Raw genomic sequence first — 17,099 nt, 5'->3', positions numbered from 1 at the left:
AGTGATGCTCATTATACCAGTTCGCCGGAAAGCAAAAGCTGGGCCGGGCCTCGATGATCGTCCTTACCTATCTGATCGAGACGCCCGGCAGCACCGAGGCGCTCGCGGCGAAGATCGCGAGCGATCAGTCCACCGGCACCTTCGTTCCGCTTCCCGGCGAGACCGCCGAGCTCAAGGCGCGCGCCGCGGCGCGCGTGCTCGATGTGCGCCGCCTCGAACCGACGACGACGCCATCGCTCCCGGATGTTCCCGGCATGCGCTTCAATCGCGCCGAGGCCGACATCGGCTTTCCTGTTGACGCGATCGGCACCGATCTCTCCGCGCTGATGACGATCGCGGTCGGCGGCGTCTTTTCGATCAAGGGGCTGACCGGCATACGCGTTGTCGGCATGCGGCTGCCGGACGAGTTCCGGGATGCGCATCCGGGACCGCGGTTCGGCGTCGCGGGAAGCAGGCGCCTCACCGGCGTCGAGGGCCGCCCGATCATCGGCGGCATCATCAAGCCGGCGCTCGGTCTCAGGCCTGACGAGGCTGCCGCGATGGTCGGCGAGCTGATCGACGCCGATGTCGACTTCATCAAGGACGACGAGAAGCTCATGAGCCCGTCCTATTCGCCGCTGGCCGAACGCGTGGCCGCCATTATGCCGCGCGTGCTGGATCGCGAACAGAAGACCGGCCGCAAGCCCATGTACGCCTTCGGCATCTCGCATTCCGATCCGGACGTGATGATGCGCAATCACGACATCGTCGCGAAGGCCGGCGGCAATGCCGCGGTGGTCAACATCAACTCCGTCGGCATGGGAGGGCTCGCCTTCCTGCGCAAACGGTCGAACCTCGTCATCCATGCTCACCGCAACGGCTGGGACATCCTCACCCGGCACCCGGGGCTCGGCATGAGCTTCAGCGTCTGGCAGCAGTTCTGGCGGCTGCTCGGCGTCGACCAGTTCCAGATCAACGGCATCGGCGCGAAATACTGGGAGCCGGACGACTCGTTTGTCGACTCCTTCAAGGCCGTCACCACGCCGCTCTTCGCGCCCGGCGACTGCGCCTTGCCCGTGGTTTGCTCGGGGCAATGGGGTGGCCAAGCCCCCGAAACCTATCGCCGCACCGGCCACACCGTCGACCTGATGTATCTTTGCGGCGGCGGCATCGTCAGTCATCCCGGCGGTCCCGCGGCAGGCGTCCGCGCCGTCCGGCAGGCGTGGGAGGCGGCAGTGGAAGGCATCGATCTTCCGGTCTATGCGCGCAGCCATCCGGAACTCGCGCAGTCGCTCGAAAAGTTCGGAGCCAGCGCCGATGCGGCCTGAGCAGGAAAAGCATCTGCTGCTCAGCTATTACGGCGACGACCTCACCGGCTCGACCGACGTGATGGAGGCGCTCTCCTCGCATGGCGTGCCGACAGTGCTTTTCCTGCGCATCCCGGATGAAGGGTTGATGGCGCGCTTCGCGCATTGCCGCGCCATCGGTCTTGCCGGGACAAGCCGCAGCGAAACGCCGCAGTGGATGGACGCGAACCTGCCGCAGGCATTCGCGTGGCTGAAATCGCTCAGCGCGCGGGTCAGCCACTACAAGGTGTGCTCGACCTTCGATTCCAGCCCGGCCATCGGCAATATCGGGCGGGCCATCGAGATCGGTTTGCGCGTCTTCGGTCAACGCGCTGTGCCGCTTGTCATCGGCGCGCCGCAACTGCGGCGCTACACCGCCTTTGGCCAGCTGTTCGCGGCCTATAGGGACAAAATCTTCCGGATAGACCGGCATCCCGTGATGAGCCGCCATCCTGTCACACCCATGGACGAGGCGGACGTGTTGGCGCATCTCTCAAGGCAGACATCGCTGCCGTCCTTCCTCATCGATCTCGCTTCACTTCGGGCGCCCGACATCGGCCAGAGAATCGACAGGGCGAAGGACAGCGGCGGCATCGTCCTGCTCGATGTCGCCGATCCGGAAACGCAGAAGATAGCCGGCAAACAGATTTTGCGGATGATGGATGGCGGCGGCGCGTTCTGCTGCGGTTCCTCGGGCGTCGAATATGCGCTGCTGTCTGCGTGGCAGGAGGAGCAGCGGAACGGCGATGACGCGGTGCAGGCGAGTGTGGAGCCGGCGGGAAAAATCGCCGTCGTTTCCGGCAGCGTCTCGTCGACCACCGAGGCGCAGATCCGGTACGCTTGCGACAACGGTTTTGCGGGGATCGCGCTCGATCCGTTGCGCCTCTGCGGCGACGAGGCTGGCCGCGCCACTAGCGAGGCCGCGCGCGATGCGCTAGGCGTTCTGGCGGATGGCAGGAGCGTGGTGCTCTACACCGCGCTCGGACCGGCTTCCGATCAAGGCGCGGAACTCGACGCAGGCGCGCGGCAGCGGCTCGGGCGCTCGCTGGGCCGCATTCTTTCGCAGCTTGTGGAGAGGGCCGGGTTAAGGCGGGCCGTCATCGCGGGAGGCGACACGTCCAGCCATGCGCTGGCGGAACTCGGAGTCGACGCACTCCTGATGCGCATGCCGCTGACGCAGTCGCCGGGGTCTCCGCTTTGCGTCGCGCACTCGTGGCGGCCAGCGATCGATGGGCTGGAAATCGCCATGAAGGGAGGCCAGATCGGTCTTGACGACTATTTCTGCGTCATCCGTGATGGCGGCGTGCGGTGACGCCGGGGTGACTTCCGAACCCGGCAAACCCGCAATCTACAAGGACTAGCCTGCCATCCGCAGGCGAGGCACGCGGTCAGGTCTGGAGCGCGCCTGCCGACGCGAAGATGGCGAAACCCACAAGCACCATGGCCGCCGCCTTGTAGGAATGCCTGCGGATGCGGGTGGGCAGCATCGCCCCGAACGCTGTCCAGGCCATTCCCGCGCAGGTCGAGAGAGTGATGAAGATCAGAAGCGCCTGCATCCTGTACCCGGCCATCAATCCCGGAATCACAATCGTTGCAACCAGCATCGCCTTGGGATTGAGCAGCGTGGTGATGAATACGCGCCGGAAAGACTGTCGGTGATCGGAAAGGCTCGGCACCACGGGCTGTCGCCACAGCCTGGACGCGGAGAAGAGAAGCCACGCCGCCGCTGTAGCCTTCAATACCGCCATCGCCGCCGGCACCTCGTGGAGAATGTCGCTTGCGGAGAAGAAGAGGCTGATTGCCACGGCGTAGCCCGCTGCCTCCGCCAGTGGCAGCGCCAGCGCTCTTCTAAGGCCGACCGCAGCGCCGGACGCAGCGAGAAGCGTGTTGGTCGGTCCCGGTGTCAGCAGGATTGCGACGGCGGAAAGGATGAATGAGGTGAACGACATGCGTGCTTCTAACCGGCCTGCTCTCCACAAACTTTGACAAAGGTCAATCGCCGGAATGCCTGTCTATTGCCCGGCGAGTTGAAAGTCGAGGCAGGGGAATCGACGCGGCGAGATGCGATTTTGCGGAACAAATGCGGTGCGCGCGTATTGGTCTGCACACTCGAAAGTCGAAAGGATTCGGCTATGTTGATCAGCGCGGAAGATCGTACGTCCAGCGGAGCCGGCGGCCAGCCTGCCGGAGCGCAGGACCCGGAATTCGAAGCCGGCGCTCTCGCAAGCCGCCATGGAATATCCGTCGATCAGGCGAGGGCTATCATCACCAAATGCGGCAATGATCCGGACGCCATCGAAGCAGAAGCAAAAAGGTGGAAGGCGCGCGGCGACCGGTGAGAATCCTTTGATCCGGTTCACCGAGATTCATCGGAACCTTGGACGCCCGGCAAGCTTACACTCCTGGCGGGGCATGGAGTGAGCATCATGTACAGGCTTTTATGCATATCGTTGCTGGCCGGAGCGGTGGCGGCCTGTGATGCGCCTGATCCGAATACCACCCGATCCACGGAAACCGATCCCAATCCGCAGATCGATTCCGACCCGACGCCGCCGAGCAGCACCGGCGGGGAAAGTCAGGCGAATTCTCCGGACGGGACATCGTCCAGGGTTGGCAAGCCGATCCTCAACCAGCCCACACCGACCGACTAGATAGTAGACTCTGGAGAGACACGAGGGATCGATGGCGCTCTGTTGGAGCATCGCTATCCTTCCTTAGTTTCTATTGCTTTCGAATTGCATTTTTTGAGAACAGGATTCCACGCACTCCGACAAAATAGAAATCGACAAAGTCTACAAATTTTATAGACTCGTCATCGACCGGAGGCTGAATATGGCTAACATCCAGACAATGGATATGCTGGTGCTCGCCAATGCCGGGAAGGAACGGCGGGGCATCGAAGCCGTCCCAAAGCGCCATCATCGATGCGGTTTCACCCTGTCACCTGGCTTCGCCGCCGCGGTGATGTTTGGCTGGTTCGTTGAATGAGAGCAGCACCGCTGGAAGGCGCGCCAAGTAAACCAGGTTTCAAGGCGAAGGAGGAATGTGATGCCTGTCAAGTTCACTTTCGTTCCACAAGCTCGTTCCGACAGCGGAATATCCGCGCTTAAGGATGATGCCGTAGCGCTCGGCAAACTCGCCGCGCGGGCCGGTCTTCAGGGTGTCGTCCTTCCCAATTTTGCGGGTTTCGGTCGCCGCGCCGCTTTTCCCGAAGCGCCGGAGCGGCTGGTTCTCTCACATGCTGCGACGGGCTCGCCGGTTGCCGCGGCGCGGCGTCTGTCCGATCTGCGGCGGTCGAGCGGGGGGCGTCTCGAACTCGATGTAAATCCCGGAGAAACGGGCGAGGGACATATCGATTCCTGGCATCGTATCGATGAATATCTGACGCTGCTGAAGCGGCTTTGGTCGAGTGAACGTCCGTTCGACTATGAAGGCCCGTTCTACAGCATTCGCGGCGGTTTCGTGCGTGACGGCGCCGATGGACCTGTCAATATTCCGCTCCGCATGCGGGGCCTCTCCGGAACGGCGCTGAAAGTCGCAGCCCGCCATGCCGATCTCATCGAGATCGCGGCGGCGGATCTGGACGAGGCACGACTGCTGATGGAACGCGTCCGGGCGGCGGCTACACAGCATGGGAGGTCCCGGAAAATCAGATTCGCCCTGCCGATCGCGGTGTCCGACGGCCACCCTCTGCCGGGAGAGGCGCTTGTGGTCGACACGTCGGCGCAGAGCGCGCTGTTGCTGCTGGCCTATATCGAAGCCGGAATATCGGAATTCACGGTCCGGGTTTCGACAGAACGCAGCCTCATGCTGTTTGGCGCCACCGTTGCCACGCTGGTTCGCAACAGTGCGCTGCGCCGGGACGCCGTCGCGCAGCCGCTCGCGCCCGTGCGGCAGCGTGATTGGGCCGGTGGAGTGCGCCGCTGGCAGTGAAGCCGCGTCGCCTGTCCGGAAAATGCCGGCTCTATCCGGAGACGAGATGCCTGGCCAGCCTGGCGCACTGGACCCGAATATCCGGTATCGCATCGATCTCGAAAAACGTGCCCCGCGTGAGCGAGCCGACGGCGAACAGCCGCTTTGACGCAGTGCCGGAAGCGTCGATCACCGCGCATCCGGGGGTGACGTCGAGCCCCAGCCGCAATGGGTCCGGCCGCGCATAACCCCGATCGGTAAGCGATCGCAGCACCGTGATGGAGCCGGTCGAGACGTCCTTCACGATGCCTGTGCAATCGTAGATGCGCTGTACCTCGATTTCCTCGAAGGATTGCATGTGGCGCCGCTGCAGTGTGACGGCGTTACCCCCGTTTTTCGCCGCCACCCTGACGATCCGGCCGGCAATAAGCCTGAGCCGGCCACTGTTCACGGCTTCCGTCAGTTTGCGGTGAATCGCGCGCGCCATGCGGTGCCGGTGAATATCCCACCAGGCTTTCGTGTGCTGCAGAAAACGGCTTTTCGCGCCGACTGGCCAGCTCTGCCATATCTGCTGGTTGAAGGGGCGGATGCCGTCGACCACGTCCCGCCAGTTCCTGCCCGCCGCTTCGGTCGTGCGCACCAGATCGCGGAACCAGCGCACGAAATAGGACAGGTCCGTGCCGAGCGGTATGTCGGCACTGTCGAGCCGGATCGGCCGGCTGGGTTGATGCGGTGACGGCAGCAGTCCGCGTCGCGAAACGGCGAGCACCTCGCCGTGATGGCCACGGTGCTCGAGGGTCAGCCACGCATCCACCATGCTCAGGCCCGTGCCGAGAATCATCACGCGGCTGCCCGGATCAAGCGGCATGTCGCCCCGCGAACCGATACGCATCGCGAAATCCTGATCCGGCGCAGGCTCTTCGTCATGGCCGACGGCAAGCACTGCGTAGTGGGCCGCTATGCTGACACCGCCGGCGAGGCTGATATCGACTCCCCCGGCTGTCGGCGTGACGGACGTGACGACGTCGTGGACAAGGCGCAGCCTTCGCGACTCCTGCTTCACCAGATCGTCGAGAAGCTCGTGCAGATAAATCCCGTAGAGGCTGCGCGGCGCGTAGTAGGGTATGGTTCTATCGTTCGTCAGGCCTCTGGCATGGACCCAGCGCCAGAAATGTTCCGGATCGTCGGCGAACGCGCTCATTCCCATGGCGCTGACATTGAGGAGATGATCCGGCAGCGATGTCGAATAGGCCATGCCCTGACCGAAGGCGTCGCGTTTCTCGATCAGTGTGACGCGAAGTCCGGGATAGTTGCTGCGCAGGAGATGCGCTGTCAGGATGACGCCCGACGCCCCGCCGCCGACAATCGCAATGTGGGTCGCGGCGCTCATGCGCACCGACCTGCCATGCGGAAATCGGTCAAGCCTGGTGCTGGAGTTCCACTGCGATGTCGTCGTTGGCGCTTTCGCGCATCTCGGCAAGGCTCCGATTGTCCAGAACCGTTGCGATGGCGTGCCTGACCTCGATCATCATGTGACGGACCTGGCATGTAGCCTCGTCGCAATCCTCGCACGGCTCATACCGGGTCCTGCTGGCGCAGGGTATGGGCGCGAGCGGCCCGTCGAGCACGCGCACCACATGGCCCACCTTGATTTCGGCAGCGGGCCGCGCCAGGCGATAGCCGCCTTCCTTGCCCTTGCGGCTCTGGACGAAACCCGCATTGCGCAGTTCGCCGAGGATCGCGTCCAGAAACTTCTTCGGGATGTTGTTGGCGACCGCGATGTCGTTGACGAACGCCAGTTGACCGACCGGAAGTCCGGCGAGGTGCACCAGCGCCTTGAGACCGTATTTGCCTTTGCGGGTAAGCATGAGAAGGAATCTGCCCCGAACAATGCCAGGGGAACGATGCGATCCCATGGCGCCTGACACGCTCGTTCATCCGAACTGCGGCCAAGCTAAGGCGTCTGATAATATGTCTCATGCCCATCGACAATGACCCGCAGCGTGTCGGCGCGGATTCGGCCGAACTCCCAAGCAACACGCCTACCTGAGGATTGTCGCGAAAAGCTCCCATGGTGCACCATAATCATGTGGAACAATCCACGCTTGGCATGGCTTCCCATGTTCGGTAGCCGTTGTGAAATTTTCCTGCGGCTCTTCCGGAACGATGGGAGTGGGATTCCGCGTTGGCGGTCAGCTCGTTGTGTTCTTGGGGTCCGGTCCGTCCATCAACAGATCAGGCCCCGCGACGGCCATAAGCCGGGCGCGATCCGTTATCGTCACCTGCATTCCTTTCATCCTGACGCCATCCGCCTGCAGAGCCTTGACCGTCCGCGACAGGTTTTCGGGCGTCATGCCGAGATAGGAGGCCAGATGCCGCTTCTCCACTGGAAGGAACACGGTTGAGGCGTCATCGGCAAGTTGAGATTGCTGCAGGATGTAGGCGGCGAGCCTTTCCCGGGAATTGCGCAGCTTCAGATTCTTGGCGTGCCGCACGAAGGTCCGGTAGCCTTCGCCCAGTTCCCGCATGGCCGCCATCGCGAAGTCCGGGTCCCGGCGAAGCGCGGCGCGCAGGTCGGCGGCGGGGATCATGACGATGCGGGACCGCTCCAGGGTCCACGCCGACATCAGATATGGCGCGTCGCACACGCAGGCGGCCAGGATGAAGGTGGAGACGGGGCGAACGAAGCCCATGATCGACTCGTGTCCGTTCCATTGCGCGCGCAACTCCACCGCGCCTTCGACGAGGATGTGCAGGAAATCGGCGTACTCCCCCTGCCGGATAAGCTCCAGTTGTGGCGGGAAGCTTTGGGAATAGGCGATCTCCATCACGCTGTCGAAGGTCGGAGTCATCATTTCACGGAACAGCGGCAAGCGCCTCAGACCGGGCCTCTCGTCGTCTCGCATGACATATGCTCCTTCGTGATGATTGAGATTTATCAATTCATAAATCGAGTACAGTCAATCCCAAGAACCTATTTTATCAAAGAGAAAGTCCCATAATATATGGATTTCTCTTTATCTCTGGCGAAAGATTCGAATTACCTGTCTGCCATTCTTTTTGATTGATCCACATCAAAGACGGAGGGCGGACGGACATATTCGCTGGTGCCTGAAAATACGCCTCAAGCCACGGATACCGAAGCCGGAGTCGCGCTATGTCAGGCAGTGCCACGTCAAGTCGTGCAGACCAGCAAAAGGCCCTCTGGCTGAGCACCCTCGCTTTCACGCTGTGCTTCGCCGTCTGGACGATCTTTTCGATCATCGGAATCTCCATCAAGGACGAACTCGGCTTGTCCGAGTTCGAATACGGTCTTCTGATCGCCACGCCGGTGCTCACCGGTTCGCTGATCAGGATCATCCTCGGCGTCTGGACAGAGCGCTATGGCGGCCGCCTGGTATTTTCCGCCCAGATGGTTCTCACCGGTGTGGCGACCTTCGCTCTGACCTGGGCGGACAGCTATCCGACCTTTCTTCTGGCCGCGCTGGGCGTAGGCCTCGCGGGCGGGTCCTTCATCATCGGCGTGGCCTACGTCTCGAAGTGGTTTCCCCAGGAGCGCCAGGGCACGGCGCTGGGAACCTTCGGGATGGGCAATGTCGGCGCGGCAGTGACGAAGTTCCTCGCCCCCTTCGTGCTCGTCGCCTGGGGCTGGCAGGGAGTGGCGGAGCTGTGGGCTGCCGGCATCGCCCTGATGGGCGTAGCCTTCTATCTGCTGGCCAAGGACGATCCGGATTTTGCCGCCCGGCGCGCCCAGGGAATCGCCGCGCCGAGTCTCGCCGAACAGTTCGCGCCGCTGAAGAATCTGCAGGTCTGGCGCTTCTCGCTATACTACTTCTTCGTCTTCGGCGGTTTCGTCGCCCTGGCGCTGTGGCTGCCGCATTATCTCGTGCAGGTCTATGGCGTCGATGTGCGCACCGCCGGCATGGCGGCGGCGGCCTTCAGCCTTTCAGCCAGCGTGTTCCGTGCCTATGGCGGGGTGCTGTCGGATCGTTTCGGCGCGCGCTCCGTCATGTACTGGACCTTCGGGTTCTCGCCGGTCTTCCTGTTCATGCTGTCCTATCCGCCGACGGATTACGTGATCCGGGGCAAGGACGGCCCGATCGCCTTTTCGACCGAAATGGGGTTGTGGCCCTTCGTCGCGACGCTCTTCGCGCTGGGTTTCTTCATGAGCCTCGGCAAGGCGGCGGTCTTCAAGCATATCCCGGTCTACTATCCCAATCATGTTGGCGCGGTCGGCGGCCTTGTCGGCATGATCGGCGGTCTTGGCGGCTTCATCCTGCCGGTGCTCTTCGGCGCGCTGCTCGATGTCACCGGGGTCTGGACTTCGGCCTTCGTGCTGCTGTTCCTGATCGTGCTGGTCTCGATGGGTTGGATGCATCTCTCGATCCGCGTCATGGAGCGGCAGGCGCATGGCGCCGTGCTCGACCGGCTGCCCAGCTTCCCCGAACTGAAGGACGTTCACGAACCCGGCCGCACCGTGATGCCGCGCGTGATAGAGGACTGGCGGCCCGAGGACGCGCAGTTCTGGGCCGAAAAAGGACAGCGCATCGCGCGGCGCAATTTGTGGATATCGATCCCGGCGCTTCTGCTGGCGTTCGCGGTCTGGATGGTCTGGTCGGTCGTGGTCGCCCGGTTGCCGTCGATCGGCTTCGCCTTCACGCAGGACCAGCTTTTCTGGCTTGCTGCGCTGCCGGCGCTGTCGGGGGCGACGCTGAGGATCTTCTACAGTTTCATGGTGCCGATCTTCGGCGGCCGGCTGTGGACGACGCTCTCGACCGCGTCGCTGCTGATCCCCGCCATGGGCATCGGCTACGCGGTGCAGGACCCCGGCACGCCATATCTGATCTTCGTGGTCCTCGCGCTGCTGTGCGGCCTCGGTGGCGGCAACTTCGCTTCCTCCATGGCCAATATCAGCTTCTTCTTCCCCCGCGCGGAGAAGGGCAACGCCATGGCGCTGAACGCGGGCCTCGGCAATCTCGGTGTCTCGGTCATGCAGTTCCTCGTGCCGCTGGTGGTCACCGCTGGCGTCTTCGGCGCAATCGGCGGCGAGCCGCAGCAATTGTCGGATGGCGGCCGCATGTGGATACAGAATGCGGGCTTCGTCTGGGTGCCTTTCATCCTGGCCTCGACGGCCGCGGCATGGGTGGGCATGAACGACATCGCCGATGCGCGGGCCAGCTTCCGCGAGCAGGCGATCATCTTCACCCGTCCGCACAACTGTGTGATGTGCCTGCTCTATGTCGGCACCTTCGGCAGTTTCCTGGGCTATTCGGCGGGCTTTCCGCTTCTGTCGAAGCTGGCCTTCCCCGAGGTCGATGCGTTGCAATACGTCTTCCTCGGCCCGCTCGTCGGCGCCCTGAGCCGCGCCGGAACGGGCTGGCTGTCCGACAGGGTCGGCGGTGGGCGTGTGACGTTCTGGGTCTTCGTCGGCATGATCGCGGCCGTGCTCGGCGTGATCTGGTCCCTCCAGATGGGCTCCTTCCCCGGCTTCTTCGCCTGCTTCATCGCCCTGTTCTTCTTCACCGGCGTCGGCAACGCCTCGACCTTCCAGATGATCCCGGTGATCATGCGCAAGGACATCGCCCGGCTGACGCCCGGCCAGGGCGTCGCCGAGCAGCGCCGCCAATCCGAGCGGGAAGCAGCGGCGATCATCGCCTTCACCAGCGCGATCGGCGGCTATGGCGGGTTCTTCATTCCCAAGGCCTACGGCACGTCGATCGGCATGACCGGATCGCCGCTGGCTGCGCTCTGGGCCTTCCTGATCTTCTACGTGATCTGCCTTGCCGTCACCTGGGCCGTCTACACGCGCCGCGGCGGATTCCTCCATGACGTCGAACGCAGCCGCGTGCCGCTCGCTGCGGTTCCCGCCGAATGACCCGACGGAGAGAGCCATGAGCCATCTTCTGGATCGCCTGAATTTCCTGACGACGCTCCGCAAGGACACCTTCTCGGACGGTCATGGCCAGACCACGATCGAGAGCCGCGACTGGGAGGACGCCTATCGCCGCCGCTGGCAGCACGACAAGATCGTTCGCTCGACCCATGGCGTGAACTGCACCGGGTCGTGCTCCTGGAAGATCTACGTGAAATCGGGGATCGTCACGTGGGAGACACAGCAGACCGATTATCCGCGCACGCGGCCGGATCTGCCCAATCACGAGCCGCGCGGCTGCGCGCGCGGGGCCTCGTACAGTTGGTACCTCTACAGCGCCAACCGGGTGAAGACGCCGCTGGTGCGGGGCCGGCTGATGCGGCTGTGGCGCGAGAAGCGCAGGATCATGAGTCCGGTCGAGGCGTGGACGGCGATCCAGGACGATCTCGCGGCACGCGCGAGCTATACCCGCATTCGAGGCAAGGGCGGCTTCGTGCGCGCAAGCTGGGACGAGGCGACCGAGATCGTGGCCGCAGCCAATGCCTACACGACGCGCAAATACGGACCCGACCGGGTGTTCGGCTTCTCGCCGATCCCGGCCATGTCGATGGTCTCCTACGCCGCCGGCACGCGCTATCTGTCGTTGCTAGGCGGCACCTGCATGTCCTTCTACGACTGGTACTGCGACCTGCCGCCTTCCAGCCCGCAGACATGGGGCGAACAGACCGACGTGCCGGAATCAGCGGACTGGTACAATGCGGGCTATCTGCTGCTGTGGGGCTCGAACGTGCCGCAGACGCGCACGCCCGACGCTCATTTCTACACCGAGGTCCGCTACAAGGGCACCAAGAGCGCCGTCATCTGCCCGGACTATTCCGAAGCGGCCAAGTTCGCGGACATCTGGCTGAACGCCAAGCAGGGAACGGATGCCGCCCTCGGCATGGCCTTCGGCCATGTCATCCTGCGCGAATTCCATCTCGACCGGCAGGTGCCTTACTTCGCGCACTACTGCCGCAAATATTCCGACATGCCGATGCTGGTGCGCCTCGAAAAACGCGACGGACGTCTCGTCCCCGGGCGGCAGCTTCGCGCCGCCGATTTCGACGGCTCGCTCGGCCAGCAGAACAATCCGGACTGGAAGACGGTCGGCATCGATGAGGCCAGCGGCGAGATTGTCGTTCCCAATGGCTCCATCGGCTTCCGCTGGGGCGAGACGGGCAGGTGGAACCTTGAGGAGAAGGCCGGCGGCGACGAGATCCGGCTCAAGATGAGCCTGATCCTGGACGGGGACCACGACGAGGTGGCCGGCGTCGATTTCCCCTATTTCGGCGGCGCCGCGACCAATGGCTTCGCTCTCGATGACCGCGGCCAGATACTCACCCGCAATGTGCCGGTGAAGCGGATGCGGCTGGCGGGGGGAGAAGAGGCGCTCGTCTCCACGGTTTTCGACCTCTTCTGCGCCAACTACAGCCTCGATAGGGGGTTGGGCGGCGACCATGTCGCCAACAGCTATGACGCCGATGTGCCCTTCACCCCGGCCTGGGCGGAGCGGATCACCGGGGTGCGCCGCGACAAGATCATCCAGGTGGCGCGCGAATTCGCAGCCAATGCGGAAAAGACCAGCGGCCGGTCGATGGTCATCATCGGCGCGGCGATGAACCATTGGTTCCACATGGACATGAACTATCGCGCGGTCATCAACATGCTGGTGATGTGCGGCTGCGTCGGCAATTCGGGCGGCGGCTGGGCGCACTATGTCGGGCAGGAGAAGCTGCGGCCGCAAACCGGCTGGACGGCGCTGGCCTTCGCTCTGGACTGGGCACGTCCGCCCCGCCACATGAACTCCACCAGTGCCTGGTATGCCCATACCGACCAGTGGCGCTACGAGACGGTGACGGCGCGCGAACTGCTATCACCCACCGCGCCCAAGGGCGAGTGGGACCGGCTGAGCCTGATCGACTACAACATCCGTGCCGAACGCATGGGCTGGCTGCCCTCGGCGCCGCAACTGAAGACCAATCCGCTTGAGGTCGGCCGCGCGGCAAAGGCAGCCGGAGTCGAGGTGAAGGACTATGTTGCACAGCGTCTGAAGTCGGGTGAATTGCAGATGTCATGCGAGGACCCCGATGCGCCGGAGAACTGGCCGCGTAACCTGTTCGTCTGGCGCTCCAACCTGCTCGGTTCGTCCGGCAAGGGGCACGAATATTTCCTCAAGCACCTGCTCGGCACCGACCACGGGGTGCAGGGCAAGGATCTCGGCGCGGAAGGCCGGGCAAGGCCGGTCGAGGCCGTCTGGCACGAGCAAGCCCCGGAAGGGAAGCTGGACCTCCTCGTCACCATCGACTTCCGCATGTCGACCACCGCCGTCTATGCCGACATCGTCCTGCCGACGGCGAGCTGGTACGAGAAGGACGACATGAACACGTCCGACATGCATCCGTTCATCCACCCGCTGCAGGCGGCCGTGGACCCGGCCTACGAGTCGAAGACGGACTGGGAGATCTTCAAGGCGATCGCGAAGAAATTCTCGGATGTCGCGCCCGAAATTCTGGGCGTGGAAACGGATGTGGTGCAGCAGCCTCTCCAGCACGACAGCCCGGGCGAGATCGCCCAGGCGGCGGTGCGCGACTGGAAGCGCGGCGAATGCGACCTGATCCCCGGGCGTACGGCGCCCGCCTATATCGCCATCGAGCGGGATTATCCGAATGTCTACAGGCGGTTTACCGCGCTCGGCCCGCTGATGGAAAAGGCAGGCAATGGCGGCAAGGGGATAGCCTGGGACACGAAGGAGGAAGTCCATCACCTCAAGGCCCTGAACGGCACCGTGGCGGAGGAAGGCGCAACCCGGGGCATGGCCCGCATCGAGACCGCGATAGATGCGGCCGAGGTCGTCCTGATGCTGGCTCCCGAAACCAATGGCGAGGTCGCGGTCAAGGCGTGGGAGGCATTGGGCAAGGCGACAGGCCTCGATCACAAGCATCTGGCCGAAGTCAAGGAGGACGAGAAGATCCGCTTTCGCGACATCGCCGCGCAGCCGAGGAAGATCATTTCCTCGCCGACCTGGTCGGGGATCGAAAGCGAGGATGTCTGCTACAATGCCGGCTGGACCAACGTGCACGAGCTGATCCCGTGGCGTACGGTCACGGGCCGGCAGCAGCTCTATCAGGACCACGAATGGATGCTCGCCTTCGGCGAGGCCTTCGTCACCTGGCGACCGCCCGTGGACCTCAAGACGGTGGGCGAGGCGGCGACCAGAGCGCTCGCGACCGGCGAGCCGCATGTGGTGCTGAACTTCCTGACGCCGCATCAGAAATGGGGAATCCACTCCACCTACAGCGACAATCTCCTGATGCTGACGCTCAATCGCGGCGGGCCGGTCGTCTGGATTTCAGAGGCCGACGCGAAAAAGGCCGGGGTCGTCGACAACGACTGGCTCGAAGTCTTCAACACCAACGGTGTCATCACCGCGCGCGCGGTGGTCAGCCAGCGGATGAAGGAAGGCTCGATGTTCATGTACCACGCGCAGGAGAAGATCGTGAACACGCCGGGCAGCCGGATCACCGGCAAGCGAGGCGGCATCCACAACTCGGTCACGCGCATCGTGCCGAAGCCGACCCACATGATCGGCGGCTACGCCCAGCTCGCCTACGGCTTCAACTACTACGGCACGGTCGGCGCCAATCGCGACGAGTTCGTGATCGTGCGGAAGATGGCGGAAGTCGACTGGCTCGACCGGCCCGCAACCCAAATCCCCGCAACCCAAATCACGGAGGCAGCGGAATGAAGGTACGTGCCCAGATCGGTATGGTGCTCAACCTCGACAAATGCATCGGGTGCCATACCTGCTCCGTGACCTGCAAGAACGTCTGGACCAGCCGCGAAGGCGTCGAATACGCCTGGTTCAACAATGTCGAGACGAAGCCCGGCATCGGCTATCCGAAGGACTGGGAGAACCAGAAGCGCTGGAAAGGCGGCTGGACGCGGACCCGGAACGGCGCGCTGCAGCCGAAGCAGGGCGGCAAATGGCGCATCCTTGCGAACATTTTTGCCAATCCGGACCTGCCCGAGATCGACGATTTCTACGAGCCGTTCGATTTCGACTACGACCATCTGAAGTCCGCGCCGGAAATGGAGGCGTTCCCCACCGCGCGCCCGCGCTCGAAGATATCGGGCGAGCGCATGGAAAAGATCGAATGGGGACCGAACTGGGAAGAGATCCTGGGTGGCGAGTTCGCGAAACGGTCGAAGGACTACAATTTCGAGGGTGTGCAGAAGGAAATCTACGGACAGTACGAAAACACCTTCATGATGTACCTGCCGAGGCTGTGCGAGCACTGCCTCAATCCGGCCTGCGTCGCTTCCTGTCCGTCGGGCGCCATCTACAAGCGGGAGGACGACGGCGTCGTCCTGATCGATCAGGAGAAATGCCGCGGCTGGCGCATGTGCGTCTCGGGCTGTCCCTACAAGAAGATCTACTACAACTGGTCAAGCGGCAAATCCGAGAAGTGCACGCTCTGCTACCCGCGCCTTGAAAGCGGCCAGCCGACGGTGTGCTCGGAAACCTGCGTAGGCCGCATCCGCTATCTCGGCGTTATGCTCTATGACGCGGATCGCATCGCCGAGGCGGCCGGCGTCGAGAACGAGAAGGACCTCTATGACGCGCAGCTCGGCGTGTTCCTCGATCCGGACGATCCGGAAGTGATCGCGGCCGCGCGCGCCGAGGGCATTCCGGAGGACTGGATCAGGGGCGCGCGCAGATCGCCGATCTGGAAGATGGCGATGGAGTGGAAGATCGCCTTCCCCCTGCATCCCGAATACCGCACGCTGCCGATGGTCTGGTACGTCCCGCCGCTCTCGCCGATCCAGAACGCGGTGGAGGCCGGGCGGATCGCCGCGCAGGACGACATGCCGGACGTGCACTCCCTGCGCATCCCCGTGCGTTATCTCGCCAACATGCTGACGGCGGGGGACGAGGCTCCCGTCGTCTCCGCGCTGGAGCGCATGCTGGCCATGCGGGCCTATATGCGGTCGAAGTCAGTCGACGGGATCGTGAACCTCGGCGTGGCGAGGCGCGTCGGCCTGACGCCGCAGCAGATCGACGAGATGTACCAGCTTCTCGCCATCGCCAATTACGAGGATCGCTTCGTCATCCCGACGACCCATCGCGAACTGGTGGAGGACGCCTACGACCTCAAGGGAGGCTGCGGCTTCACGGACGGCAATGGCTGCTCCACGGGCCATTCGCGCGCCTCGCTTTTCGGCGGCAAGAAATTCCGCAGCCCGCAGGAGTTCATCGCATGAAGACCTTCAAGGCGCTCTCGGTACTGCTGAGTTATCCGGGCGAGGAACTGCAGCACGTAATCCCGGCGATCCGCGCTGTTCTCGCGGAGGGTGTGATCTCGTCCTCCGCCGCGACGGCGCTGGAGCCGCTGCTTTGCTCTCTCGAGACCGGCGATCTCTATGATCTTCAGGAACGCTATGTGCTTTTGTTCGACAGGTCGCGGACCCTGTCGCTGAATCTGTTCGAGCACATCCATGGCGAGAGTCGAGATCGGGGAGGCGCCATGGTCGACCTGCTCGAAACCTATCGCGCAGGCGGCTTCGAGCTTGCCGAACCGGAACTCCCGGACCACTTGCCGGTGCTGCTGGAGTTTCTGTCCACCCAACCGCTCGCCGAGGCGCGGCAGGTGCTCGCCGATGCGGGTCACATACTCGTTGCGCTGGCCGAGCGGCTGACGCGTCGTGAATCGGTCTATGCGGCGGTTCTGGACGCGCTTGTGACGCTCGCTTCGGCAGATCCGACAGACGAGGAAGCGCAGATCCTGCTCTCGCAACAGGACGACGACCCGGAAGATCTCGCCGCGCTCGATGCCGTGTGGGAGGAAGCGCAGGTGACCTTCGGCCCGGACCCGAACGCCGGCTGCCCGGTCAGCCGCGACGTGCTTGCCCGCATGAATCCCGCACCCGCCCCGGCGCAGTGAAGGAGGTCG

14 protein-coding genes are annotated in these 17,099 nt (G+C 63.6%); 10 read left to right on the top strand and 4 right to left on the bottom strand.

Translation table 11 applies throughout. The annotated features are described in order from the left end of the window. The first annotated feature begins 53 nt into the window (after positions 1–53). Entirely contained in the window at positions 54–1,307 is a 1,254-nt protein-coding gene (locus M9955_03300; GenBank protein MCO5080669.1) for a ribulose-bisphosphate carboxylase large subunit family protein, read from the top strand. Beyond that, positions 1,297–2,637: a four-carbon acid sugar kinase family protein gene (locus tag M9955_03295; GenBank protein MCO5080668.1), complete on the top strand. Its 1,341-nt coding sequence runs from the start codon at positions 1,297–1,299 to the stop codon at positions 2,635–2,637. Before M9955_03300 ends, M9955_03295 begins: the two co-directional genes overlap by 11 nt. A gap of 76 nt (positions 2,638–2,713) precedes the next feature. Here the strand turns inward: M9955_03295 and M9955_03290 are convergent, their stop codons facing one another. Then, on the bottom strand, positions 2,714–3,274 hold the full coding sequence (locus M9955_03290; GenBank protein ID MCO5080667.1) for a LysE family transporter: 561 nt from the start codon (positions 3,272–3,274) through the stop codon (positions 2,714–2,716). Between the two features lie 183 nt (positions 3,275–3,457). Here M9955_03290 and M9955_03285 point away from each other — a divergent pair, with 183 nt between their 5' ends. From M9955_03285 to M9955_03270, 4 genes are all read left to right on the top strand, one after another. Continuing rightward, positions 3,458–3,664 (top strand): hypothetical protein, encoded by a 207-nt coding sequence (locus M9955_03285; protein ID MCO5080666.1) that lies wholly within the window; start codon positions 3,458–3,460, stop codon positions 3,662–3,664. Between the two features lie 87 nt (positions 3,665–3,751). Then, positions 3,752–3,976: a hypothetical protein gene (locus tag M9955_03280; protein MCO5080665.1), complete on the top strand. Its 225-nt coding sequence runs from the start codon at positions 3,752–3,754 to the stop codon at positions 3,974–3,976. Between the two features lie 181 nt (positions 3,977–4,157). Next, complete coding sequence (locus M9955_03275) at positions 4,158–4,313, top strand: hypothetical protein (GenBank protein MCO5080664.1); 156 nt, start codon at positions 4,158–4,160, stop codon at positions 4,311–4,313. A 60-nt stretch (positions 4,314–4,373) separates the two neighbouring features. Beyond that, the gene (locus M9955_03270; GenBank protein ID MCO5080663.1) at positions 4,374–5,258 is read left to right on the top strand and encodes an LLM class flavin-dependent oxidoreductase; all 885 of its coding nucleotides are present in this window, start codon (positions 4,374–4,376) and stop codon (positions 5,256–5,258) included. A 31-nt stretch (positions 5,259–5,289) separates the two neighbouring features. Here M9955_03270 and M9955_03265 read toward each other — a convergent pair whose 3' ends face one another. The 3 genes from M9955_03265 to M9955_03255 form a co-directional block, all read right to left on the bottom strand. Next, a complete protein-coding gene (locus tag M9955_03265; GenBank protein ID MCO5080662.1) occupies positions 5,290–6,627 on the bottom strand; it encodes an FAD/NAD(P)-binding protein in 1,338 nt (445 codons plus the stop codon). Between the two features lie 28 nt (positions 6,628–6,655). Beyond that, complete coding sequence (locus M9955_03260) at positions 6,656–7,105, bottom strand: Rrf2 family transcriptional regulator (protein ID MCO5080661.1); 450 nt, start codon at positions 7,103–7,105, stop codon at positions 6,656–6,658. A 324-nt stretch (positions 7,106–7,429) separates the two neighbouring features. Continuing rightward, positions 7,430–8,143, bottom strand: a complete 714-nt coding sequence (locus M9955_03255) for a helix-turn-helix domain-containing protein (GenBank protein MCO5080660.1) — start codon at positions 8,141–8,143, stop codon at positions 7,430–7,432. A gap of 251 nt (positions 8,144–8,394) precedes the next feature. On the opposite strand from M9955_03255, the gene M9955_03250 reads away from it, so the two are divergent. Genes M9955_03250 through narJ form a run of 4 tightly spaced genes read left to right on the top strand, consistent with a single transcriptional unit; the run spans position 8,395 to position 17,090 of the window. Further along, the gene (locus M9955_03250) at positions 8,395–11,112 is read left to right on the top strand and encodes an MFS transporter (protein ID MCO5080659.1); all 2,718 of its coding nucleotides are present in this window, start codon (positions 8,395–8,397) and stop codon (positions 11,110–11,112) included. Positions 11,113–11,128: 16 nt separating this feature from the next. Then, positions 11,129–14,893 carry a nitrate reductase subunit alpha gene (locus M9955_03245; protein ID MCO5080658.1) on the top strand — a complete coding sequence of 1,255 codons (3,765 nt, stop codon included), beginning with the start codon at positions 11,129–11,131 and terminating at the stop codon, positions 14,891–14,893. Further along, on the top strand, positions 14,890–16,410 hold the full coding sequence (gene narH, locus M9955_03240) for a nitrate reductase subunit beta (protein ID MCO5080657.1): 1,521 nt from the start codon (positions 14,890–14,892) through the stop codon (positions 16,408–16,410). The genes M9955_03245 and narH overlap by 4 nt, the downstream gene beginning before the upstream one ends. Continuing rightward, positions 16,407–17,090 (top strand): nitrate reductase molybdenum cofactor assembly chaperone, encoded by a 684-nt coding sequence (gene narJ, locus M9955_03235; protein ID MCO5080656.1) that lies wholly within the window; start codon positions 16,407–16,409, stop codon positions 17,088–17,090. The genes narH and narJ overlap by 4 nt, the downstream gene beginning before the upstream one ends. Positions 17,091–17,099 lie beyond the last annotated feature (9 nt).

It is taken from the genome of Rhizobiaceae bacterium (genome assembly GCA_023953845.1).
Taxonomy (GTDB): domain Bacteria; phylum Pseudomonadota; class Alphaproteobacteria; order Rhizobiales; family Rhizobiaceae; genus Arvimicrobium.
This window is presented reverse-complemented; position numbering and strand designations above follow the sequence as displayed.

Bases quoted from the DNA above. Each gene is read 5' to 3' on its own strand.
- M9955_03245 (MCO5080658.1), top strand. From the start codon at position 11,129: ATGAGCCATCTTCTGGATCGCCTGAATTTCCTGACGACGCTCCGCAAG.
- M9955_03255 (MCO5080660.1), bottom strand. From the start codon at position 8,143: ATGCGAGACGACGAGAGGCCCGGTCTGAGGCGCTTGCCGCTGTTCCGT.
- M9955_03270 (MCO5080663.1), top strand. From the start codon at position 4,374: ATGCCTGTCAAGTTCACTTTCGTTCCACAAGCTCGTTCCGACAGCGGA.
- M9955_03280 (MCO5080665.1), top strand. From the start codon at position 3,752: ATGTACAGGCTTTTATGCATATCGTTGCTGGCCGGAGCGGTGGCGGCC.
- narH (MCO5080657.1), top strand. From the start codon at position 14,890: ATGAAGGTACGTGCCCAGATCGGTATGGTGCTCAACCTCGACAAATGC.
- M9955_03260 (MCO5080661.1), bottom strand. From the start codon at position 7,105: ATGCTTACCCGCAAAGGCAAATACGGTCTCAAGGCGCTGGTGCACCTC.
- M9955_03290 (MCO5080667.1), bottom strand. From the start codon at position 3,274: ATGTCGTTCACCTCATTCATCCTTTCCGCCGTCGCAATCCTGCTGACA.
- M9955_03295 (MCO5080668.1), top strand. From the start codon at position 1,297: ATGCGGCCTGAGCAGGAAAAGCATCTGCTGCTCAGCTATTACGGCGAC.
- M9955_03265 (MCO5080662.1), bottom strand. From the start codon at position 6,627: ATGAGCGCCGCGACCCACATTGCGATTGTCGGCGGCGGGGCGTCGGGC.
- M9955_03285 (MCO5080666.1), top strand. From the start codon at position 3,458: ATGTTGATCAGCGCGGAAGATCGTACGTCCAGCGGAGCCGGCGGCCAG.
- M9955_03275 (MCO5080664.1), top strand. From the start codon at position 4,158: ATGGCTAACATCCAGACAATGGATATGCTGGTGCTCGCCAATGCCGGG.
- narJ (MCO5080656.1), top strand. From the start codon at position 16,407: ATGAAGACCTTCAAGGCGCTCTCGGTACTGCTGAGTTATCCGGGCGAG.
- M9955_03300 (MCO5080669.1), top strand. From the start codon at position 54: ATGATCGTCCTTACCTATCTGATCGAGACGCCCGGCAGCACCGAGGCG.
- M9955_03250 (MCO5080659.1), top strand. From the start codon at position 8,395: ATGTCAGGCAGTGCCACGTCAAGTCGTGCAGACCAGCAAAAGGCCCTC.